22 protein-coding genes are annotated in these 21,717 nt (G+C 58.8%); 16 read left to right on the forward strand and 6 right to left on the reverse strand.

Going from position 1 to position 21,717, the window contains the following annotated elements; genetic code table 11:
• Nucleotides 1-37: 37 nt before the first annotated feature.
• A complete protein-coding gene (gene leuC, locus GOW48_RS16680) occupies nucleotides 38-1,441 on the reverse strand; it encodes a 3-isopropylmalate dehydratase large subunit (protein ID WP_170353822.1) in 1,404 nt (467 codons plus the stop codon).
• 43 nt (nucleotides 1,442-1,484) lie between these two features.
• On the reverse strand, nucleotides 1,485-1,592 hold the full coding sequence (locus GOW48_RS16685) for an isopropylmalate isomerase (RefSeq protein ID WP_170675431.1): 108 nt from the start codon (nucleotides 1,590-1,592) through the stop codon (nucleotides 1,485-1,487).
• Nucleotides 1,593-1,682: 90 nt separating this feature from the next.
• On the opposite strand from GOW48_RS16685, the gene GOW48_RS16690 reads away from it, so the two are divergent.
• The 4 genes from GOW48_RS16690 (at nucleotide 1,683) to GOW48_RS16705 (ending at nucleotide 4,549) form a co-directional block, all read left to right on the forward strand.
• Complete coding sequence (locus tag GOW48_RS16690) at nucleotides 1,683-3,011, forward strand: mechanosensitive ion channel family protein (protein WP_170755335.1); 1,329 nt, start codon at nucleotides 1,683-1,685, stop codon at nucleotides 3,009-3,011.
• Between the two features lie 176 nt (nucleotides 3,012-3,187).
• Nucleotides 3,188-3,547 (forward strand): ribosome silencing factor, encoded by a 360-nt coding sequence (gene rsfS / locus GOW48_RS16695; protein ID WP_170353820.1) that lies wholly within the window; start codon nucleotides 3,188-3,190, stop codon nucleotides 3,545-3,547.
• A gap of 44 nt (nucleotides 3,548-3,591) precedes the next feature.
• A complete protein-coding gene (gene rlmH, locus GOW48_RS16700; protein WP_170755336.1) occupies nucleotides 3,592-4,062 on the forward strand; it encodes a 23S rRNA (pseudouridine(1915)-N(3))-methyltransferase RlmH in 471 nt (156 codons plus the stop codon).
• A gap of 1 nt (nucleotide 4,063) precedes the next feature.
• Nucleotides 4,064-4,549, forward strand: coding sequence for a flavodoxin family protein (locus GOW48_RS16705; protein ID WP_170755337.1), 486 nt, complete (start codon nucleotides 4,064-4,066; stop codon nucleotides 4,547-4,549).
• 2 nt (nucleotides 4,550-4,551) lie between these two features.
• On the opposite strand, the gene GOW48_RS16710 is transcribed toward GOW48_RS16705, so the two are convergent.
• The gene (locus GOW48_RS16710) at nucleotides 4,552-4,899 is read right to left on the reverse strand and encodes a hypothetical protein (RefSeq protein ID WP_170353817.1); all 348 of its coding nucleotides are present in this window, start codon (nucleotides 4,897-4,899) and stop codon (nucleotides 4,552-4,554) included.
• A gap of 35 nt (nucleotides 4,900-4,934) precedes the next feature.
• Complete coding sequence (locus GOW48_RS16715) at nucleotides 4,935-5,633, reverse strand: DUF599 domain-containing protein (RefSeq protein ID WP_170755338.1); 699 nt, start codon at nucleotides 5,631-5,633, stop codon at nucleotides 4,935-4,937.
• 81 nt (nucleotides 5,634-5,714) lie between these two features.
• On the opposite strand from GOW48_RS16715, the gene GOW48_RS16720 reads away from it, so the two are divergent.
• The 7 genes from GOW48_RS16720 (at nucleotide 5,715) to GOW48_RS22660 (ending at nucleotide 12,418) form a co-directional block, all read left to right on the forward strand.
• Nucleotides 5,715-7,163 (forward strand): FAD-linked oxidase C-terminal domain-containing protein, encoded by a 1,449-nt coding sequence (locus GOW48_RS16720; RefSeq protein WP_170755339.1) that lies wholly within the window; start codon nucleotides 5,715-5,717, stop codon nucleotides 7,161-7,163.
• A 22-nt stretch (nucleotides 7,164-7,185) separates the two neighbouring features.
• Complete coding sequence (locus GOW48_RS16725; RefSeq protein ID WP_170755340.1) at nucleotides 7,186-8,286, forward strand: FAD-binding protein; 1,101 nt, start codon at nucleotides 7,186-7,188, stop codon at nucleotides 8,284-8,286.
• A 4-nt stretch (nucleotides 8,287-8,290) separates the two neighbouring features.
• The gene (glcF, locus tag GOW48_RS16730; protein ID WP_170755341.1) at nucleotides 8,291-9,613 is read left to right on the forward strand and encodes a glycolate oxidase subunit GlcF; all 1,323 of its coding nucleotides are present in this window, start codon (nucleotides 8,291-8,293) and stop codon (nucleotides 9,611-9,613) included.
• A 118-nt stretch (nucleotides 9,614-9,731) separates the two neighbouring features.
• Nucleotides 9,732-10,523: a trypsin-like serine peptidase gene (locus tag GOW48_RS16735; RefSeq protein ID WP_234899436.1), complete on the forward strand. Its 792-nt coding sequence runs from the start codon at nucleotides 9,732-9,734 to the stop codon at nucleotides 10,521-10,523.
• Nucleotides 10,520-11,332, forward strand: a complete 813-nt coding sequence (locus GOW48_RS16740; protein ID WP_170353812.1) for a trypsin-like serine peptidase — start codon at nucleotides 10,520-10,522, stop codon at nucleotides 11,330-11,332. Before GOW48_RS16735 ends, GOW48_RS16740 begins: the two co-directional genes overlap by 4 nt.
• Nucleotides 11,333-11,452: 120 nt before the next feature.
• The gene (locus GOW48_RS16745; RefSeq protein ID WP_170755342.1) at nucleotides 11,453-11,920 is read left to right on the forward strand and encodes an Hsp20 family protein; all 468 of its coding nucleotides are present in this window, start codon (nucleotides 11,453-11,455) and stop codon (nucleotides 11,918-11,920) included.
• Nucleotides 11,921-12,175: 255 nt separating this feature from the next.
• Nucleotides 12,176-12,418 carry a glycine zipper 2TM domain-containing protein gene (locus GOW48_RS22660; RefSeq protein ID WP_170755343.1) on the forward strand — a complete coding sequence of 81 codons (243 nt, stop codon included), beginning with the start codon at nucleotides 12,176-12,178 and terminating at the stop codon, nucleotides 12,416-12,418.
• Nucleotides 12,419-12,491: 73 nt separating this feature from the next.
• Here GOW48_RS22660 and GOW48_RS16755 read toward each other — a convergent pair whose 3' ends face one another.
• Together GOW48_RS16755 and GOW48_RS16760 are read right to left on the reverse strand one after the other, a co-directional pair.
• On the reverse strand, nucleotides 12,492-14,675 hold the full coding sequence (locus GOW48_RS16755) for an esterase-like activity of phytase family protein (RefSeq protein WP_170755344.1): 2,184 nt from the start codon (nucleotides 14,673-14,675) through the stop codon (nucleotides 12,492-12,494).
• Between the two features lie 123 nt (nucleotides 14,676-14,798).
• Nucleotides 14,799-16,274: an NAD-dependent succinate-semialdehyde dehydrogenase gene (locus GOW48_RS16760; protein ID WP_170755345.1), complete on the reverse strand. Its 1,476-nt coding sequence runs from the start codon at nucleotides 16,272-16,274 to the stop codon at nucleotides 14,799-14,801.
• A gap of 249 nt (nucleotides 16,275-16,523) precedes the next feature.
• Between GOW48_RS16760 and GOW48_RS16765 the strand changes: the two genes are divergently transcribed.
• From GOW48_RS16765 to GOW48_RS16790, 5 genes are all read left to right on the forward strand, one after another.
• Nucleotides 16,524-17,603: a coiled-coil domain-containing protein gene (locus GOW48_RS16765; RefSeq protein ID WP_170755346.1), complete on the forward strand. Its 1,080-nt coding sequence runs from the start codon at nucleotides 16,524-16,526 to the stop codon at nucleotides 17,601-17,603.
• Between the two features lie 405 nt (nucleotides 17,604-18,008).
• Complete coding sequence (locus GOW48_RS16775; protein ID WP_170755348.1) at nucleotides 18,009-18,293, forward strand: hypothetical protein; 285 nt, start codon at nucleotides 18,009-18,011, stop codon at nucleotides 18,291-18,293.
• Nucleotides 18,286-19,404, forward strand: a complete 1,119-nt coding sequence (locus tag GOW48_RS16780; RefSeq protein ID WP_170755349.1) for a hypothetical protein — start codon at nucleotides 18,286-18,288, stop codon at nucleotides 19,402-19,404. Before GOW48_RS16775 ends, GOW48_RS16780 begins: the two co-directional genes overlap by 8 nt.
• Before the next feature lie 57 nt (nucleotides 19,405-19,461).
• Complete coding sequence (locus GOW48_RS16785) at nucleotides 19,462-21,393, forward strand: AAA family ATPase (RefSeq protein WP_170755350.1); 1,932 nt, start codon at nucleotides 19,462-19,464, stop codon at nucleotides 21,391-21,393.
• Nucleotides 21,390-21,716 (forward strand): hypothetical protein, encoded by a 327-nt coding sequence (locus GOW48_RS16790; protein WP_170755351.1) that lies wholly within the window; start codon nucleotides 21,390-21,392, stop codon nucleotides 21,714-21,716. Before GOW48_RS16785 ends, GOW48_RS16790 begins: the two co-directional genes overlap by 4 nt.
• Nucleotide 21,717: the final 1 nt, after the last annotated feature.

Consider the following 21,717-nt stretch of genomic DNA (forward strand, 5'->3'; position numbering starts at 1 on the left):
CAGTTCAATCCCTCAAATATTCAGATATGAGGGCACCTTACATCAATTCACGGACGTCTGTCAGCCGTCCTGTGAGTGCCGCAGCGGCAGCCATGGCCGGGCTTAGCAGGTGGGTGCGGCCTCCGCGGCCCTGACGGCCTTCGAAGTTGCGGTTCGAGGTCGCAGCACAGCGCTCGCCCGGTTGCAACTGGTCAGGGTTCATCGCCAGACACATGGAGCATCCCGCCAAACGCCATTCGAAACCGGCCTCTTTGAAGATATCTGCCAGCCCTTCTTCCTCGGCCTGCAGGCGCACAAGGCCCGAGCCAGGCACGACCATGGCGCGCATTCCGTCCTTGATCTTTTTGCCCTTCAGGATTTCAGCAGCGGCGCGCAAATCTTCGATCCGGCCATTGGTGCAAGACCCGATAAAGACGGTGTCGATTTCCACATCGCTCAGCTTCTGACCGGCTTCCAGACCCATATACTCGATCGAGCGGCGGGCCGCGTCGACCTTGCCACCTTCGAAATCTTCGGGGTTCGGCACAGTTGCGGTGATCGGCAGCACGTCTTCGGGGCTGGTGCCCCAGGTGACGACGGGCGCGATGTCTTCACCGCGCAGGGTGATAACTTTGTCGAAATGCGCGCCTTCGTCGGTATAGAGCGTTTTCCACCAGTCCATCGCGGCTTCCCATTGCGCGCCTTTCGGGGCGTGGGGGCGGCCTTTGACATATTCGAACGTGGTCTCGTCGGGGGCGATCAGGCCCGCTCGGGCGCCGCCTTCGATCGCCATGTTACAGACGGTCATGCGGCCTTCCATCGACAGATCGCGGATCGCTTCACCGCAATATTCGATGACATAGCCGGTGCCGCCAGCGGTACCGGTCTCACCAATCACGGCCAGAGTGATATCCTTGGCGGTCACGCCCGGCTGCAATTTGCCGGTGATTTCCACCTTCATGTTCTTGGATTTTTTCTGGATCAGGGTCTGGGTGGCCAGAACGTGCTCAACCTCGGATGTGCCGATGCCGTGGGCCAGCGCGCCAAACGCGCCGTGGGTGGCGGTGTGGCTGTCGCCGCAGACAACGGTCATGCCGGGCAGGGTCCAGCCCTGTTCGGGGCCGACAATGTGGACGATGCCCTGACGGACGTCATGCACAGGATAGTAGTGAATGCCGAAATCCTTGGCGTTCTTGTCCAGCGCTTCGACCTGAATGCGCGATTCCGGGTTCTCGATCCCGTTCACACGGTCCGGTGTCGTCGGAACGTTGTGATCCGGCACGGCGATGGTTTTTTCCGGCGCGCGCACTTTGCGGCCCGCCATACGCAGCCCTTCAAAGGCCTGCGGGCTGGTCACTTCGTGAACCAGGTGGCGGTCAATATACAGCAGGCAGGTGCCATCATCGGCTTCGTGCGCGACATGGGCATCCCAGATCTTGTCATAGAGTGTTTTGGGGGACATCGGTCCTCTCCCGTATGTAATGAGAAATGGCTGGCGAAATGGCTCAGGCCGCGGATAGCCGCGCCAGAACCGTGCGGGCAGCGCCAAAGAACCGTTCACGCAGACGCGCGCGGTCTTCCAGGTTCTGAATTTGGGCTACAGTGAGTCTCATGGCGTCCAGATATATCGCGGCTTGCCGTCAATCAAGGTTCAAAACTGCGTCAGGCTTGCATCATGGGGCTGTGCTGTCCAAGCTGGGGGTATGAATCAAGACCTGATCCCCAGCTCGCTGTCGGACCTTTATGACAACATGGTCGCGGGCTTTTCCGTGCAATTCGAAAACCTTCTTGAACTGGTGGTCACGCCGGGCTGGCGTCAGCACCAGCTGGTGATCATTCTATTGCTATGGGCTTTGGCATTTGGCCTTAAGCTTTTCACGCAAGGCCGGTGGGATTCTTGGGCGCGGGCGCGCACTGGGTGGCCCAAATGGCGGTTGCGCGTTTTAGTACAGCTGATGCAGCGCTTGACGCTGGTCTATTTCGTAGTGTTGTCCTGGGCACTGTATCTGGTCATGCAGCAGATCACATGGCCGTCCCGCAGCTATATCATTGGCGTCATCGCGACATTGGCGACGGCGTGGTTGGCCATAGCGCTGGTGGCGCGACTGGTGCGCAACCGGACGCTGCGGCGGATCTTCAAATGGGCCATGTGGGTCTATGCAACGCTTGTTGCCCTGAATCTGACTGATGACGTGGCCGAGTTTTTGGACGGAGTCGCGATTTCTATCGGAGATCTGCATATCTCAGTGCTGGGGATCATCAAGGCGACGCTGTTGATCGGTGTTCTGCTGACGTTGGCGCGTGTGGGTACGCGCGCAGCTGAACGTGGTTTGAAAAACAACGATGACATTACGCCTTCCATGCAGGTGCTATTGGCCAAGGGCATTCAGGTGGTTCTGTATGGTGCGGTTTTCTTGGCAGCCATTCGAACGCTTGGCTTTGACCTGACCGGGATTGCGCTGTTGTCCGGTGCCATCGGTGTGGGCATCGGGTTTGGGCTGCAAAAGGTGGTATCGAACCTAATCTCGGGGATTATCATCCTGATGGATCGCTCGATCAAGCCGGGCGATGTGATATCGCTTGGCGATACGTTTGGGTGGATCAACGCGCTGGGCGCGCGTTATGTCTCGGTCGTGACTCGGGATGGGCGGGAATACCTGATCCCGAACGAAGATCTGATCACCAGTCAGGTCGTGAACTGGTCGCATTCCGACAAGTTTGTGCGGCTGGATCTTGAGTTCGGCACCAGCTACGACGACGACCCTCACCAGGTACGGGCAACGGCCATCAAATCAGTAAAAGCGGTAGGTCGGGTTCTGAGCGGCGGTCTACATGAACCGGTCTGCCATATTACCGGTTTCGGGGACAGCAGCGTCGACTATGTCTTGCGCTTTTGGATCAGCGACCCGACCAAAGGGCTGACGAACATCCGCGGCAATGTCTATTTGGCGCTTTGGGATGCGTTTAAAGCCGAGGGGATATCTCTGCCTTTCCCGCAGCGTGAAGTGCGACTTTTGTCCGACGCAGAGTAGCAACAGATCGCATTGGAGTGACCCCACGTTGCGCGGCGGTTCATTGAAATGTTGCATTCCCCTTGTTACCTTATTAGTACCCCGGCGCCGGGATTTGATGGCGTGCAGCAAAGGAGGACTATGTCCTGTCTCTACATACCCAGGCGGGTTTGCCCGCCGATGACGGGGCCAGCGTGATGGCCCACTCTCAGTCAATCAGCGACAAGCTGCTTGAGCGTATCCTTTCCTCACTTTCCGATGACAAGGCCGAAGACGTCGTGCAGATCAACCTGCAAGGTAAGTCTTCTGTTGCGGATCACATGGTGATTGCCTCGGGTCGGTCGACCCGTCAGGTGGCGGCCATGGCGGAAAAGCTGACGGATCGCATAAAGCAGGAATTCGGTTTCACCTCGAAGGTCGAAGGCAAGGATGCCGGCGACTGGGTGCTGATCGATACGGGCGACGTGATCGTCCATATCTTCCGCCCCGAAGTGCGTGAATTCTACCAGCTGGAAAAGATGTGGCTGCCTGCGGGCGGCAGCGCCTCGGCCAACTGAGGCGCCATCCCGGCCCCTGTTGAAGGGTCGGAGGCGAGAGAGATATGCGGATCAGCATAGTTGCGGTCGGGCGATTGCGCGCCGGACCCGAAAAGACCCTGCTTGACGATTACCTGACCCGATTTGACCGGACCGGCCGCGCGCTGGGCCTTGGTCCCGCGCGGGTGATTGAAGTTGAAGACAAAAAAAACGCAGGCATGGGGGCCGAGGCCGCGCTGCTACGCAACGCGCTGCCCAAGGGCGCGGTGATCTGTACGCTGGACGAACGCGGGCGAGTGATGTCCTCGCCGGATTTTGCCAAAAAGCTGGGCGGCTGGCGTGATGCCGGGCGGCAGGATTTGGCGCTGATCATCGGCGGGGCGGATGGAATAGACCCTAATCTGCGGGATGAAGCGGATTTTTCCATCTCATTCGGGTCGATGGTCTGGCCCCATATGCTGGTCCGTGTGATGCTGGCCGAGCAACTCTATCGGGCTACGACCATTCTCTCGGGCGGCCCTTATCACCGGGTCTGATATGGCGCAGCTTTTGATCGTCTACCATTCGCGTACCGGCGGGGCCCGGCAGATGGCCGAAGCCGCAGCGCAGGCCGCGCGGGATGAGACGGATGTGGTTCTGAAAACCGCGGATCAGGCCGGACCCGAAGACTTACTGAAAGCTGACGGCTATATCTTCTGCGCGCCTGAGAATCTGGCTGCTATTTCGGGTCTAATGAAAGAGTTCTTCGATCGCAGCTACTACCCGGTTCTGGGCCGCATTGAGGGCCGACCCTATGCGCAAATGGTTTGCGCCGGGTCCGATGGCGAAAACGCCGCACGCCAAACCGCCCGCATCGCAACGGGCTGGCGGTTGAAAGAGGTGCAGCCGCCTTTGATCATCTGCACCTATGCGCAAACGCCCGAGGCGATATTGGCCGAGAAAACCATCCCCGACGCCCAGTTGGACAACTGCCGCGAATTGGGCTTGGCCATGGCCGCTGGGTTGGCGATGGGGGTCTTCTGATCTCAGTGCAGATCGACCACAAAGGTCTCTTTGGCCCAGCCGTCCGTGTTGGTGCGGGCTTGCACCTGAACCTGCGCCACTCCTTCGGGAATCGCCACACCACTGAGCGATCGGGTGAAGGGTTGTTCATTCTCATGCGGGTGATGCAGTACGCGCATCCCTAGCTCTTTCCCCTCCATATCCAGCACGCGCCAGCCATCTGCGTAGTCATCCCAACCCGTTTCGGGATGGAGGACGGTGACATCGAATCGCCATGTCGCGCCGCTCTGTTTGGCAGTGACGGCCTCGATCACGGGATCATCGGCAAGGGCGGGGGTGGCCAGAAGGGCGGTTAAAACAAGATATCGCATGATGTGAACTTAACCTCATTGATGCAGAGTGGTGATCACGATCCGGTGTTAAGCAGCACCGTGCGCGAATGCGATGCGAACTCGCGCCGATACAGCATCGCCAGTGTTGCTACGGTCCCCGCAATCAAAGCTACAGGCCCTAGAATCCACGCCACGGCCGCCAGTGCGAAATACGTCGCCCGCAGGCCGCGATTAAAGGCGCGGGCGGCGGTAACGCAAATCTCGGCTGCTTGCCCAGCACGGGGATAAGCGGTGGGATCATCGGGGTCATTTGGGACTGCGGCCATCAGCACGGCGCAATAGCCAAACAATCTATGCGCCCAGACATATTTCAGAAAGGCATTGGCCAAAAACAACAGGATGATCAGGATCTTGACCTCCCACACCAACGCGGGTGCGGTCCCCAGGGCCAGATCCTGCGCCAGTCCTGCCAACCGTTCGGTATTGCCCAACAGGGCCAGCCCGCCCCCGATGGCGATCATCGTAGTCGAGGCGAAGAATGTGCTACCCTGTCGCATCGTGCCCACCACTTGCGCGTCAAACATACGCGGCTGGCGCGTGACCATTTCCTTCATCCAGTCCCGGCGATAGCCATCCATGATCATCCCAACCGAGGGTTTTTCAGGGGGCGGGTTTTCGATCCGCCAGCCGATCCACAGCCACGCGCCGATCAGCAGGGCGATGCCGACAAAATCGAGTGGCGCGAAGGGCAGAGACTGATCAATCCAGGACATAAGCGTGACACTAAGTTGTGACGTTAGAACTTGCCAGATCAGAAAATTGGTAATATTATTTTACCAAACTGGAGGGCCGCCATGGAAATGCCAAAGCCAAATCCCGACATCCTGCGTCGAAAGGACGTGGTTCTGCGCCGATTGCAGCAGGTTTTGCCAGAAGATGCGGTGATCCACGACCCGGCCGAGACGCGCGCTTATGAGTGCGACGCGCTGACGGCTTATCGCTGCCCTCCGATGTTGGCGGTACTACCGTCTACGACGTCTGAGGTCTCGGACGTGCTGCGCATCTGCAATGAAGAGGGCGTGCCGGTGGTGCCGCGCGGCTCGGGCACGTCGCTCGCAGGTGGGGCGTTGCCCACGGCGGACAGCGTCATTCTTGGCATTGCCCGAATGAATGACGTTCTGGAAACCGACTATGATAACCGCTTCATCCGCGTTCAGACCGGCCGTACTAATCTGAGTGTGACCGGTGCCGTGGAAGAAGATGATTTCTTCTATGCCCCCGACCCGTCGTCGCAGCTGGCCTGTGCGATTGCGGGCAATATCGGGATGAATTCAGGTGGTGCGCATTGCCTGAAATACGGTGTGACGACGAACAACTTGCTGGGCGTCACGATGGTGATGATGGATGGCAGTGTGGTCGAAATCGGTGGCGCGCATCTGGACGCGGGCGGGCTGGACTTGCTGGGCGTGGTCTGCGGATCCGAGGGACAGTTGGGTGTCGTGACCGAGGCGACGCTTCGCATCCTGCGCAAACCCGAAGGCGCGCGGCCCGTGCTGATGGGGTTTGATGATAACGAAGTCGCCGGGCAATGTGTTTCTGACATTATCAAATCTGGCATCCTGCCGGTGGCGATCGAGTTCATGGATACGCTGTGTATCAAGGCGTGCGAGAATTTTGCTCAGGCCGGCTACCCCGACTGCCACGCCTTGCTGATCGTCGAGGTCGAAGGCTCTGAGGCCGAAATCGACTATCAGCTGTCCAAGATCATAGAGATTGCTAAGCGTCACAACCCTGTCGAGCTGCGCGAAAGTCAGTCGGCAGAAGAAAGCGCCAAGATTTGGCTAGGGCGCAAATCGGCCTTCGGCGCGATGGGTCAGATGAACGACTATATGTGTCTGGATGGGACCATCCCGGTCTCGGCATTGCCGCAGGTTTTGCGCCGTATCGGAGAGCTGAGCGAGGAGTATGGCCTGCCCGTGGGCAACGTGTTCCACGCGGGCGACGGCAATATGCACCCGCTGATCCTGTTCGACGCCAATAAACCCGGCGATCTTGAGAAATGCGAAGCGTTCGGGGCGGATATCCTGAAGCTTTGCGTGGATGTCGGCGGATGTCTGACCGGCGAACATGGTGTGGGCATCGAAAAGCGGGATCTGATGTCGCATCAATACGCGCCTGCTGATCTTGAGGCGCAGATGGCTGTCAAGGATGTGTTTGATCCGAACTGGCTGTTGAACCCGGCCAAGGTGTTTCCATTGGATGTGTCTCAGCCCCGCCGCGATGCGCGGATCGCTGCAGAATAGGCTCTAATAAAGAAGAAATGTGATGAAACCCAGGACTGAGGCCGAGCTGGCCGAAACAGTAGCCGGGCTGCAGGACCCCGTGCGAATTTCCGGTGGCGGTACCCGCGGGATCGGTGGGCCAGAGATGACCATCGAAACCGGCGGACTTAGCGGGATCACCCTGTACGAACCGGGCGCGCTGACGATTGTGGCGCAAGCCGGCACCCCCGTGGCCGAGATCGAGGCGGCGTTGGAGGCCGAAGGGCAGCAACTGGCGTTTGAGCCGATGGATCATCGCGGTCTGTTGGGTACGAATGGTGCACCGACCATTGGCGGTGTCGTGGCCGCCAATATCTCGGGCCCGCGCCGCATTCAGGCCGGGGCATGTCGCGATTTCTTGCTGGGTGTGCGCTATGTCGATGGCAAGGGCCAAGTGGTCAAGAATGGCGGGCGGGTGATGAAGAACGTCACCGGCTATGATCTGGTCAAGCTGATGGGCGGGTCGTGGGGCACATTGGGTGTGTTGACCGAAGTTTCGCTGAAAGTGCTGCCCAAGCCACAGGCGGTGGCGACGTTGGCAGTGCGAGTTGCGGATGGATCCCGTGCGGTGGGGGCATTGTCTGCGGCCTTGAAATCCCCTTTCGAGGTCTCGGGTGCGGCCTTTGATCCGCAAGACGGTCATGCTTTGCTTAGAATTGAGGGTTTCGCTGACTCAGTGGCGTATCGCGTTGGGCAGTTAAAGTCGGTTTTGGCGGAATACGGGGATGTCGCGGAGCGCGACGGTTCGGCCGAGATTTGGCAGGCCATTCGGGACGTATCGGTGTTTCACGGGCATGAAGGAGATGTATGGCGGATCTCGGTCAAACCCTCAGATGCGCCTGGGATTGCGGCGCGGCTTGGGGCGGATCAGACTCTGTTCGATTGGGGCGGCGGGCTGATCTGGGCGCTGGTGCGCAAAGGGGACGACCTGCGGGCACGTCTTGGGGCATTTGACGGCCACGCGACCCTGGTCAGGGCAGCGGCCGAAACGGTTGAGGCCCTGGGGCGGTTCCAGCCGGAAAGTGCCGGGATTCAGGCTCTGACACAGGGCATTCGTCAGCGTTTCGACCCGCGCGGGTTGTTCAATCCGGGATTGATGGGGTAGGCCGATGCAGACGACATTCACCGAAAAACAACTGCAAGACCCGGCGATCCAGCGCTCGAACCAGATTCTGCGCAGTTGTGTGCATTGCGGCTTTTGCACCGCCACATGCCCCACCTATCAGGTGCTGGGCGACGAGTTGGACAGCCCCCGCGGGCGCATTTACCTGATCAAGGATATGCTGGAGAACGAGCGTGTACCGGATGAAAAAACGGTTAAACATATCGACCGCTGCCTGTCCTGTCTGGCCTGCATGACCACCTGTCCATCCGGTGTGCATTACATGCATTTGGTCGATCACGCGCGCGAATATATCGAGCAGAAGTACAAACGTCCCTTCACTGACCGCGCCTTACGCTGGGTGCTGGCGCAGATCCTGCCTTATCCGATGCGGTTCCGCTGGGCTTTGATCGGGGCTAAACTGGGCCGTCCGTTCAAATTCCTGATGCCGGATGCGCGGTTGCGGGCGATGCTGGATATGGCGCCAAAACATATCCCTCCGGTCAGTCGCAATGATGATCCGCAAAGCTTTGCGCCCAAGGGTGCGCGCAAAAAGCGTGTGGCGCTGATGACGGGATGCGCTCAGAAGGCGCTGAACACTGATATAAACGATGCCACCATCCGCCTGCTGACCCGGCTGGGGTGTGAGGTTGTCGTAGCCGAGGGCGCGGGTTGTTGTGGGGCGCTGACGCATCACATGGGCAAGTCCGATGACAGCCACAAAGCGGCCGCTGCCAATATCCGCGCTTGGGTGGCCGAGATGGACGGGGACGGGTTGGATGCCATCGTCATCAACACTTCGGGTTGTGGGACGACCGTGAAGGATTACGGGCATATGTTCCGCAATGACGCCTTGGCCAAGGACGCGGCGCGAGTGTCGGATATCGCCATGGACATCAGCGAGGTGCTGATGCAGTTGGACCTGTCTGAAGGCGCAGAAAAGGGCATGACCGTCGCCTACCACGCGGCCTGTTCGCTGCAGCATGGTCAAAAGATCAAGACCTATCCAAAGGATCTGCTGAAACGCGCGGGTTTTTCAGTGGTTGAACCCGCCGACAGCCATCTGTGTTGCGGCAGCGCGGGTACGTACAATCTGATGCAGCCCGAAATCTCGGGCAAGCTGAAACAACGCAAGGTTAGAACGTTGGAGGCCAAGAACCCCGACGTTATTGCCGCAGGCAATATCGGATGTATGATGCAATTAGGGTCGGCCACCGAGGTTCCGATTCTGCATACGGTCGAACTGCTTGATTGGGCGACCGGAGGTCCGCTGCCGCGGGCTATGCAGCAGGACCGCAGGCAAGACCGAGAGGTGCCGATCTTAAGGTAGGTATCTGATGCGGCAGTGCTAGACTGTCGCGATCGGATTCAACCCGACAAGCAAGCGCCCTAATTTCGCCCCACGTGGCGCGTAGGAGGAAACGTACCAAGCAACGTCGGAGAAGCGCTTGCGACACTGGTTGAAGGTTCTGACACTGGCTTTGATGCCGATGGCTGCGATGGCGCAGGATTCCAGGTTGAAAAGCCTGGATACGACTGATGCGGGCCGCGCTTGGATGGCGGTTGGACGCTTGGATATTGGCGGAACGGGGTTCTGTACAGGCACGTTGATCTCTCCGACGCTGGTCCTGACGGCCGCGCATTGCCTGTTTGACAAAGCCACAGGTCAGCGTGTGGATTTGTCTGATGTCGAGTTTCTGGCCGCATGGCGACTTGGGCGCGCATCTGCCTATCGCGCCGCGCGTCGAGCGGTTGTGCATCCGAAATACCAGTATGGCGAAGATGCGACCGCAGCCCGCATCGGCAGTGACATTGCGCTGATCGAGTTGTGGCAACCGATCCGAAACACAACGGTCATTCCTTTTGAAACAGGTGATCGCCCTGCCCGAGGCGAAGAGGTTGGTGTCGTATCCTACGCGCGAGACAGGGCCGAAGCTCCGGCTCTGCAAGAGGTGTGCTCAGTCATGAGCCGCAGGTCCGACGTTCTTGTCATGTCTTGTGACGTAGAGTTCGGGTCCTCTGGTGCGCCAGTATTTTCCTTCGAGGGTGATCGCCCTCGCATTGTGTCCGTGGTCGCCGCAAAGGCAGAATTTGACGGACAGCGCGTGGCGGTCGGAACAACGGTCGAAGATTCTCTGACCATTCTGCAAAGGGAATTGTCGGCGGGGCGTGGCTTTATCGCCAAGACCCCGCAGGGCGCCGCGCGAAATAATGTTGGCGCAAGGTTCGTCAAACCATGATCCGTGCATTGCTGACTGCTTTATGCCTTATCGGCCTAGCGACCGCATCTTTTGCGCAGAGCGCAAAGCGAAAGCTGACCGACCGGGATGATCTTTACGGTTGGGAGGCTGTGGGGCGTCTGGATATCGGCAACCGAGGGTTTTGCACCGGCACTCTGATCGCGCAGGATATTGTCCTGACCGCTGCCCATTGTGCGCTGGATCGGGGAACCGGGCAATTATATGCACCCGGCCAGTTAACATTTCGGGCTGGGCTGAGCGATGGTGAGGCACTGGCCGAGCGCAAAGTCGAACAGATCGCCATTCATCCCGACTATACCAAGCACGGTGGGCTATCGGCCGAGGCTGTTCGGATTGACGTTGCGCTGATGCGGCTGGATCAGCCGATCCCGTATTCGGTGGCCAATCCTTTCGCCCTGCACAGCGGGCGCGTTTTGGGCAATGAGGTCAGCCTTGCTTCGTACGGGCGCGGCCGGTCCGAGGCGATAACGCGGGAACGCTCTTGTCGTATTCTGCAACGCCATCAGGGATTGATCACGTTCAATTGCGATATAACCTTTGGGTCGTCCGGTTCGGCCTTGCTGGCCCGGAGCGGGTCACGCTGGCAGATTCTCTCCGTCGTATCCGCGGTCGGTAGCGACGGGCGGCAAAAGGTCGGGTTCGGGATGGAATTGTCCGGAATAGTGTCGGAATTGAAGGCCGCGCTGCGTCGGGACGCGCCGCAACCCAAAGCCGAGATCCGACGCTTGCAGGTCGGTTCGGGCAAGTCCAATTCCGGCGCGAAATTCATCAGCTCGGGCGGGGGTTGAACTCGGTCAAATCGTTACCCATCTCAACTGTATTGGGTCGCCAATGATGGGGCCTGACACAGCAAACGCCCGTCCAAACCGGAGGGCATATCGTAGATCGCTCAGATGAGGATACACCACATGCGTAGTTTTGATTTTGCACCGCTTCACCGCGCCACCATTGGTTTCGACCAGATCGCCGACATGATGGATCGCGTTCTGACCAATGACGTGGCTCAGCCCAGCTATCCGCCCTACAACATCGAAAAAACCGATGCCGACACCTATCGGATTTCCGTCGCTGTCGCCGGTTTCGCCGAGGCCGATCTGTCGGTCGAAGTAAAAGAAAACGCCCTGATCGTGGCCGGCAAGAAAGCTGCCGGGGACAAGGACCGTTCCTACCTGCACCGTGGCATTGCCACCCGTGCGTTCGAGCGCCGCTTTGCGCTGGCCGACCACGTCCGCGTGACTGGTGCCAGCCATGAGAACGGGATGCTGAACATCGACCTCAAGCGCGAGGTGCCCGAAGCGCTGAAACCGCGCCGGATTCAGATTTCGTCTGGTCAGGCCATCCAAAAGGACGTGGTTGACGCCAAAGCCGTGAACTAAGGCCGTCCGACCACCGCGATAGTCCTGCCTCTCGGGGTTATCGCAGACTGCACGCCCCGCGTTCCTCCAGACGCGGGGCGTTGTTCCCCAAACCAATATCTATCCTACGCAATAGTGCAGAGGTTGAATGTTCAACGAGCTACTTGAACCCAGCCATCTTGATCTGGGTCAGTCCCGTGGTGCGTAGGGATTCGTTGGGACTTACATGACCAAAAGTAAGGACAACTGAGTGCGAGTGAATGGAAGGAATCTGAAATGAAGAAAGTAACTATATCTTGCCTGCTTGTGGGCACGCTTGCTTTGGCGGCGTGCGGGGCGCCAACGACGCCAACACAGGCCCAGGTCCAACACGATGCGCGTTGCGCAGCAGGTATTTTGGGCGGCGCGGCTCTTGGTGGCGTTGTCGGTAATCGCTTTGGCGGCGGATCAGGCCAAACACTGGCGACTGCGGCAGGTGCTGGACTTGGAATGTATGCAGGTCAGTCGGCTTGCAACTGACTAAGAGTTACATGCTGAAAAGTTTAGCGCCGCGCAGGTAATGCGCGGCGCCAATAGTTTCGGAAGATGTGCTTCAGTTCCCAGCCGTCACCGATCCGATCGACCAGAACATCGTCTCGCCCGAGGCATCGTCGACGCCGTCATTGTCGGTCATCACAAACGCCTCGCCCGAGGGTAGGATGGCAAGACCTTCGATCTTGTCCAGAACATAGCCTCCGGTCGACGTCAGATCAGGCAGCAGGTCGCGGACCTCTTCCTTGTTGACCACGGGCAGGGGGCCGCCCAGCGGGGCAGGGGTCATTTCCGACAGTGGGACGCGGTAGACCTTTTTGGTCACGGCGCGATGGTCGTGCTGGTTGTCGCGCTCGATCACATAGACATGGTCGCCGAAGGCCACGATTTCCGACAGGCCGACCCAACCGGTATCCGGGTCCGCTTTGGGGTAGTGAACCGCGCCCCATTCCTTGGTCTCAAGGTTATAGGCCACCAGTTTCACGTGGTTTTCCGGGTCGTCCTTCCATTCACGCTGAACAGCCATCCACAGAGTGTCACCGACGCGGGTGATGCCCTCGAAGCCAAAGCGTTTCTCGACCGCCATCAACTCGGCAGGCAAGCCGATCTCGCCTTTGCGATCCTTGATCTTGCCCTTTGCTGAAACGTGGTAGATCGCGTGCGGGATCACACGGTCAGTGCGACCTTCGGATGCGACGTAGAAGCCACCCTTGCCGTCCAGCGTGATGCCCTCAAGGTCCAGCTTCTGCGCTGGGTTGCCATCCTGACGGTGGATGCGGATCACGTCCACGATGCGGGCGGGTTGCTGGCTGGGATCGATCTTGAAGATCGACGGCTGGAAGCCGTAGAAGCTGTCATTGACCGCGTAGATCATGCCGTCTTCATCCGCGACCAGACCGGACAGCGCACCCCATCCAATCAGCTCATCGGCGCCTTCTGATGTCAGGTGCGGATAGGCGGCGGGCGCATCCTGATATTCGAAGATCGACACATGTGCACGCGGCCCACCATCTTCGATCAGGTCTTTTTCATTGGCCGAGATCAGCAGGTTCCGCTCGGGGATTGCCACATAGCCTTCCGGACCAACGCCCGAGGGCAGCAGTTGTTTCAGAACCGGGCTCGCAGGGTCGGTGGCGTCATAGACCCCCACGACCGAGGCGCGCTCGGCTCCCACAAAGATCATCGGAGTACCGCCAAAGGTGGCTGCGGTCACGCTTTCCGGCTCGACCCCTTTGCTGTCCGAGCGTTTGTCAGGGTAGTGGCCAATCTGAATGATGGCCTTTTCGAAATCGGTGCCGTTTTCGTAAACAACGGTCCCGTCCTTGTGGAAGATCGTCCAGCCGCGCGAGCCACCTTCGTAGTCGCCTTCGTTGGCGGTGGCGAAGTGGTTGTCGTCGATCCATTTCACCGCGTCGGGTTCACGCAGGCGGCCCGGCTGGCTTTCGGTGAAGATCAGCGCGCCGCGCTCATCGGTGGCGTCGATGCCTTCCAGATCCACGCTGCCGGCCGAGAAATGGCTGATCACGGTGCCGTCTTTGGCAACAACCGCGATGTGGTTGTTTTCCTGCAGGGTGACGACCGTTTCGCCAAGGCCGTTGATATCCACGAACTCGGGCTCGGGATCGGTGGGCGCAACCTCGGCCAGGCCGGTTAGCGAGGCCATTTTCATGCCTGCGCAATCCAGCGCGCCATCTTTTAGCGGCACCAGCGCCAGCTCACCTGCGGGCAGCTGCGGGATGATGCCATCGTTGAGGTCTTCGTCCCGCTCATTTTCTATCGCCACAGCAACAAAGCTGGCATCGGGAGCGATGGCGACGCTGTCTGGCTGACCGCCCAGATCACAGGCGCCGGTCTGCGCCTTTCCCGCGATATCGACCGATATAAGTTTGCCCGACGGGGCGGTATAGCTGTCCGAAGTGTTCACGCCAACAAAAGCATTTGCGCCAACGATCCCGACTGAGGTTGGCTCGCCACCAACCTCCATCGCACCCAAGGGCGCAGGGTTCGCGGGATCGGTGATGTCGACCATGCCGATCACGCCCAGCGGGCTGTCGGTGTAGACCAGCGTCATGCCATCTGCGGTCGCCGCGATGATCTCGGGCGAGGTTTCGCGGGTGGTGTCCGCGCCTTCGGCCATGTTTTTCACTACGGGGAAGGAAGCAATTCGGTTGAAATTCATCTCTGCCAAGGCCTGACCAGCAGTCAGAGCAAGGGCAGATGTCAGGCAGACAGTGCGCAACGACATCGGTGGGTTTCCTCTTTTCACTCGGATGCGAGGGGGATGGACCGGGATCGTTGCGGTGTTGTGACAGTTTGGCTTCAGTTTTGTGACAAACGCGGCCACTACCGGGGCAGTGGCCGCGAAGAGTTAGACCGAAAGACAGACGTATTTCATCTCAAGGTAGTCCTCCATTCCATGATGGCTGCCTTCGCGACCCAGACCGGATTGTTTGACACCGCCAAAAGGCCCAACCTCGGTCGAGATGATGCCCGTGTTCACGCCGACTATGCCATATTCCAATGCCTCGGCCACCTTGTAGACGCGGCTTAGATCCTTGGCATAGAAGTAAGAGGCCAGACCAAAGATCGTGTCATTGGCCATGGCAATCACGTCATCTTCGTCCTCGAATTTGAACAGCGGGGCCAGCGGGCCGAAGGTTTCATCCTGCGCGACCATCATGTCCTGCGTCACGCCAGTTACGATGGTGGGCTGGAAGAAGGTGCCACCCAGATCATGCGGCAGACCCCCAGTCAAAACGGCACCGCCCTTATCGGTGACGTCCTTAATATGCTCTTCGACCTTGGCGACCGCCTCTGCGTTGATCAGCGGGCCCGTGGTCGTGCCTTCGGACAGGCCATCACCAATCTTCAGCGCCTCAACGGCGGCTTTCAGTTTAGCCGCGAAAGCGTCATAGACACCTGCCTGCACGTAGATACGGTTCGCGCAGACACAGGTCTGACCATTGTTGCGGAACTTGCACAGCATTGCGCCCTCGACCGCGGCATCCAGATCTGCGTCGTCAAACACGATGAACGGCGCGTTGCCGCCCAGCTCCATCGAGCATTTCATGACCTGATCGGCCGCTTGTTTCAGCAGGATACGGCCCACTTCGGTCGAGCCGGTAAAGGTCAGTTTGCGCACGCCGGGGTTTTCGCAGAACTCCTTGCCGATCTCGCTGGCGCTGGAGGACGGCAGCACGTTGAAAACGCCCGCCGGAATGCCAGCCTGTTCGGCCAGAACGCCCATGACCAGCGCTGACAAAGGTGTTTCCTTAGCAGGGCGCGCAACAAAGGCGCATCCGGCCGCCAGTGCCGGCGCGGCTTTACGCGTAATCATCGCGTTGGGAAAGTTCCACGGCGTGATCGAGGCTGCAACGCCTATGGGTTGCTTCAGAACCATGATCCGCTTGTCGCGCTGATGGCCCGGGATCATCTCACCGTAAACCCGCTTTGCCTCTTCGCCGAAGAATTCGATGAAGGACGCACCATAACCGATTTCGCCAATCGCTTCAGCCAGCGGTTTGCCCTGTTCGGCGGTCAGAATCTTGCCCAGATCCTCGGCGTTTTCCATCATGAGGTCGAACCAGCGGCGCAGGATAACTGCGCGTTCTTTACCAGTCAGTTTGGCCCATTCCTTTTGCGCTGCCTCGGCCTGCGCAATCGCACCTGCTACCTGCGCGCGGCTTAGGTCCGCGACCTCGGCCACGACATCTCCGCGCGCGGGGTTCGTGACGGCAAACGTGCCGTTGTCGCCGTCCACCCAATGACCGCCAATATAGGCCTTGGTTGCTAGGAGATCGGGGTTTTTCAGGATGGATTTCAGATCGGTTGTCGTGTCCAGCATAGCTTGGCCTCCGGCAGGAATTTAGAGTTGTCGCACACAAACAGGTGGGGTCTGGAATGTCTATGTCCACAACCCGGCAGGGATCAATCCAGATTTGATCAAAAGCGGCACTCGAGCGAGAAAGATCGCGCCTATCTTTTTCGGGCCGAGTTTGCCACAGTTTGCAGGAATTTTGTCTCTCGGGGGATGTAAATAGATGTAACATTCCCTATCTTATTGGGTAATTGAACAAAAAAGGGGATAGTGCAGATGTCGAACCATAGATTTGACGCGTTGATCGAAGAAACGCAGGCGAAAGTCCGCGAAAGCCAGTCGCAGATCGAAAACCTGACCTCGCGCATTGACGCCGCCCGGGCCAAGATTGGCACGGCCGAGGCCGATATCGACATCGAAAACGCTACGCTGGAAGATGTGCACGCCCATACTGAGGTGATGAACGCCAATATTGCCGAGCTGATCATGGGTCTGGATGACGTCACCAACGCGTTCTCCAAGGATTTCGACGAGATGCGCTCGAAAACCGGGTGGGAGAGTTTTGTTGGCATCTTCGCCAAGGGCAAGTCCGAATCCATGCGGCAGGAGCGGATGCGCACCGCCAATATCGACGACAAGCTGCAGGACCTGATCGCCAAATCCGACGTGATCGTGAAACTGCTGGAAGGGCAGCTGTCCGTGCTGGAGGAACAGCGCGTGAAGGTCGAGGACAACCTGACCGGCACGCTGGATGATCGTGAGGCGACAGTGGCCGAACTGGAAGCATTGCGGGCTGAAATCCAGGGCATGGACCCGACCATCATTACGCTGGAAAACAAGATCAGCGTCGAACAGGACGCCGCCGCGCGCACTCAGCTTGAAACCGAGCTGGCCGAACTGAACAAGCAATACAACGCCAAGGTTCAGGAAGAGCAGGTCAAGCTGGCTAAGTCTCAGACGCTGGAGCGTTACATTGAAAAGGGCAAGACCTGGGTCGATTCACTGCAGAACCAGGCGGCGACGCAGATGGTGCTGATCAACAAGCTGCAGACAGACACGCAGCAGCGCGTGGTGCTGTACGATGCCCTGACCAAATCGCTGAAAACCGCGCAGCAGCAGGACGTGGCCCACCGCATCAACGAGATCGGCGTGCAGACCGACCAAGAGGCGCAGACGGCCATGGCCGCCATCGGCACAGCGACCAACCAGAAAATGGCCGACATGCTTGAGGCGCACGAAGGCCACATGGTCTTTGCCCGCGACGTGCTGGAGAAAAAAGCCAAGGCGGATGAACGCTTTGCCCGCCGGTTCGCGGCGATTGTCGAGAAGCATGATAAGAATTTGTATGGTGGATAAGAAAAGGCTGGTTGCGACGAATGCCATTTTTCTTGGAGCAAGACAAAAGCAAGACATGGGTCGAGCGAAACGGTGAGCTTGTTTGGGGTGCAATTGGGCTCGCTTTTCTAATCTTTTTTCTGACGATGATGGTGAATGGATTCTACTTATTGTGCGGTGCTAGTGCTCTCGGAGCTATTTGGTCTACCTATCGGTTGGAGATGTTTCGCAGGTCGCAAGCAATTAACAGCGTACCAACCAACAACCATGGCGATGGCGGGCAGTCGCCCGGCCGGGATTTTGGTGGCTTTGGCGGTGGTGATGCATGACTAACCCCACCCGAGAGCGTGTCAGCCTGACCGGCACCTTTGCCCCTTTTGGGCTAAAAGTGGTTGTTAAGAAAAGCTTTAGGAGTTTGTGCGGCGGATGAACGATTTTGAGAAGAAAGCTCTGAGATTGTTCGTCCTCGTTGCAGCTTGTTCCAGCGGGGTCGCTTTCACGTTCGGAATCAGTTTCGCGAATAAAACTGCGATCTCGATCGGCTCGGTAGCTGCAGCGATGGGGGTGATTGTTGCGTTCCTAGGGGCCGCTCAACTCTGTTTAGAAAGTTTCAGAAACTACGGGTTGGGCGAAGGCATCGAATTTTTGTATGGCAAAGATCATGCCCGGCACATGTTTGGCGAAAACTACAAAAAGCCCCCAAATGACTAACCCCGTCCAAGACCATGTCGGCCTGACCGACACCTTCGCCTCGCGTCGCTACTTCCGCAAATTCGAGGTGATCACCGTCCACCTCCTTCGCGTGGCCGCGACGATGGAGGCCGAGGGCGCGATCAGCAAGCAAGAGGTGCGGATCGTGTCGCGCTACCTCTCCGGGTTGCTCTATACGTTCCGGGCACTGTCCATGAAATACCTGCTGGTCGGGCGTGATACGGGGCGGTTCTTTGGCAGCCTTGCCATGGACAAGCGCGACAGCGGGTTTCCGGTGGCGGCCGAGTTGCTGACCATGGCCAACGACGCGCAGCAGGCGCAGGTGCATCTGGCCAATATGCCATCAGCCGACGATCTGAAAACCGACATGGTGCGCACCATCATTGGTGACTGCGAGATACCGACCAAGCTGCAATTCGCACTGTCGCAAAGGCTCTATTACGAGGAATTGCTGAAAGGACAGCTGTTCTGGGCCCGTAACGATCCCGAATGCCATTGGCTCGGGAATGAAGGGGATCGGCGCAAGTTTCTGATCCACTGGGCGGTTTATGACAGCCAGATCAACCTGCCAGTCATCTACATGATGAAGTTGGAAGACAGCGGGCGCACGGCCCTGCCCAAGGACCAGCGTCGCTGGCCCGAGGTACAGGCGCATCTGATGGCGCAGTCTTTGGGCGGGCTGAAGCTGGTGACGATCGCCACGGGCTTCGATCAGGATTTTGACGACCTGCACCCCAAACACCTGCGCCGCATCCATGTGGGCCCGATGTATTCCTCGGCCTATACGGAACAATCCGGACCCCTGCGGCAAGTGCTGGAGGACGCGCAGGCCCCCGAAGGTCAGGATTGGGCGCTGGCCTGGACCATGGAACAGTTGGAAAGCGAGGACGTAATCGAAGAACGCGCTGGGTGGTTCTCGACCGTCGAGCGAGAGGTGTTCGCCTTGGACCCGTTCGGCGGGCAGGGGGCCGAGACCGGAGCGACGCAAACGCAGCGGTCGATCATCCTGCCCCAGCGCCCGTTTCAGGTGCTGGCCGAGCGCAGCCCGCCAGGGTTTGCTGATGTGCGCAAATTCGTTGTCAGCAAGACCGGGCAGGTGTTGAGATACTAGTTTTTTCGCATCGGGCGGAAGTATTTTTGAACAGAAGAAGCAACGGCGGTTTTTTAAATGAGTTTGACGTCAGATCAGATGGAATTGCGCGAAGACGACATTCGCAAGCATTACCCGGCAGCGACCGCTTTGCTGAACGGGTTCGAACACGCGCCGCGGATTGCCAAACCGGTTGAGGCAGCGGTTGAGCGGTCTCCGGGTGTTTCGACCGGACGGCGGTTTCGATCCACGACGCCGGGGCTGGTGACGCGGCGCACCGCGCGCGCGGACGGGGTGCATCTGGTTGAGCGGATCGAGGCTTCGGACGACGGCGATACACTGGTCTCGCCACCGCAAGCCACAACACAGCAAGCCATTCGCCGGGCGATTGCGATCGCTCTGGGCGTGGCCGAGGCTTATGCGGAACAGACCCCGCTGGCCGATCTGAAACGCGCCAACCTGGCGGGGGATCTGCCCGCCGCGCGCAAAACAGAATTCTCGGAATTGCTGACGGCTGAGGCTTTGATCACGGCCCATACCTTCGGGAATGCGCTGGCCTACCTGATGTCTTCGCATCTGGGCGAGACCACCGTCGACCTCGGCGAGATCGAAGAGGTCCTGACCGACAATGGCCAGCTTGCGTTGCATGGTGCCCTGTGGGAACTGGATCAAGTGTTGGCAAAACACGCCCCCGATGATGTGCATCTGATCGCGGCCACGAGCGCCTATGCTGAACAACTGATGGACAAGGCTGCCCTGCGCGCGCAGTCGGCGGATCATTTGGCCCCGTTCCAGAACGCCGCGTGGCATATTGAGGCCGACGACCTGACGATCCGGGGGTTCGAGCCCGCCTCCAAGGCCAAATCCACCACCCTGACCATGACGTTCAAGAAGCCGAACGAGGTGGTGGGCAACCACATCGCCAAATATCAGGCCATGAAGCTGGCCAAGATGCTGATGGCTTATGACTTTGACCGCCGCCTGAATCCGTTTGCGGAACTCGGCGGGTTCATCTTTACCTTCATGGGCGACGGCAAACCGGGCACAGGCAAGACCACCCTGATCCAAATGATGGCCGGGCTGATCAACGATTATTGCCAGAACGCGGGCTATCCGTTCCGCTATCAAAACCTGAGCACCGACAATATCGACAGCTATCAGGGCAAATCCGGCCAGAACGCCAAGGCGTTTATCAACACGATCATCGACCCCTCGGTTATCGGCTTTGGCACCATCGATGATATCGACCAATTGGCAGGCAAACGCGGCGACCGGCAGTCCTCAGCCGGGCAATTGGAAATCACCGCTGTGCTGATGGAGAGCTTTGCGGGTGCCAACACCGTTGTACGCGGCAACTGCACCTTTGGTATGTTCTCGAACTACCCTGAGAACGTGGACGATGCTCTGCGCCAGCGGGCGGGAGCGCGGTTTTTGGTGGACGGGCCGCAGACGCGCGAAGACTACATCGACATCTTGCATCTGCTGATGGGCCGCAACCATGACATCCCGCTGGGCGAGCACGAGGCTTATGCCGCGCAAGAAATCAAAAAGGCTGTTGCCGCCAGTTTCGAAAGCCATGCGCGCCCGCATGAGGATGCACTGATGCAGGTCTATGACCGGGTCTCCGGCGAGATCGGCCAGATGGATACGATCGCCAAGCTGGGCACTTATCTCAAGGCGATACAGCAAGCGGATGAGCGGTTCACGGGTCGCGCGATCAAGAACATCACCGACGCGGTCAAGGTCCGCGCAATGGATTTCGAACTACCTGATGAGTGGATGGAGAACCCCGACCTGTTCCTGTTCCGCGACTACGACACCAAAAAGGCAATGATCGAGGACCTGCGCCAGCCGATCACGGTGGACATGGTGATGCAGGAAATCAACCGCTATGCCGACAGTGAATTCCGCTATGCCGACAAGAGCGACGAGGTCGCCATCGAGAACGCCGTCCGCGAAATGGGCCGGATGGAAGAAGCCAAGCGGCGGTATCTGAAGGGGAAAACATGACCGGCGGCTGGATCCTGATCTTCGGATCGCTGATCGGCGCGTGCCTGTTTTTCGGCATCACGGTCGCGCGTCGCCGCGCAGCTGCCCGGCCCGCCTTTGCAATGATGGCGCTAATTATTTTTGCGGTTACTTACGTTTGGAGCGCGTTGTTTGAAATCTGGATCAACGGTGCCTCGGTCCTGCGCCCCGCCTCATTGGTCCACGCCTTTGGTCCGGGTCAGGCCCCTTCACATTTTCTTGCGCAGGCGTTGTTCTGGTTCGTCCCCGCAATGATCTTGGCCGGCGGAGCGTATGCAGTCACGCATCGCCGGAAAAGGACGTAAT

Source organism: Ruegeria lacuscaerulensis (assembly GCF_013033355.1).
GTDB classification, from domain to species: domain Bacteria; phylum Pseudomonadota; class Alphaproteobacteria; order Rhodobacterales; family Rhodobacteraceae; genus Ruegeria; species Ruegeria lacuscaerulensis_A.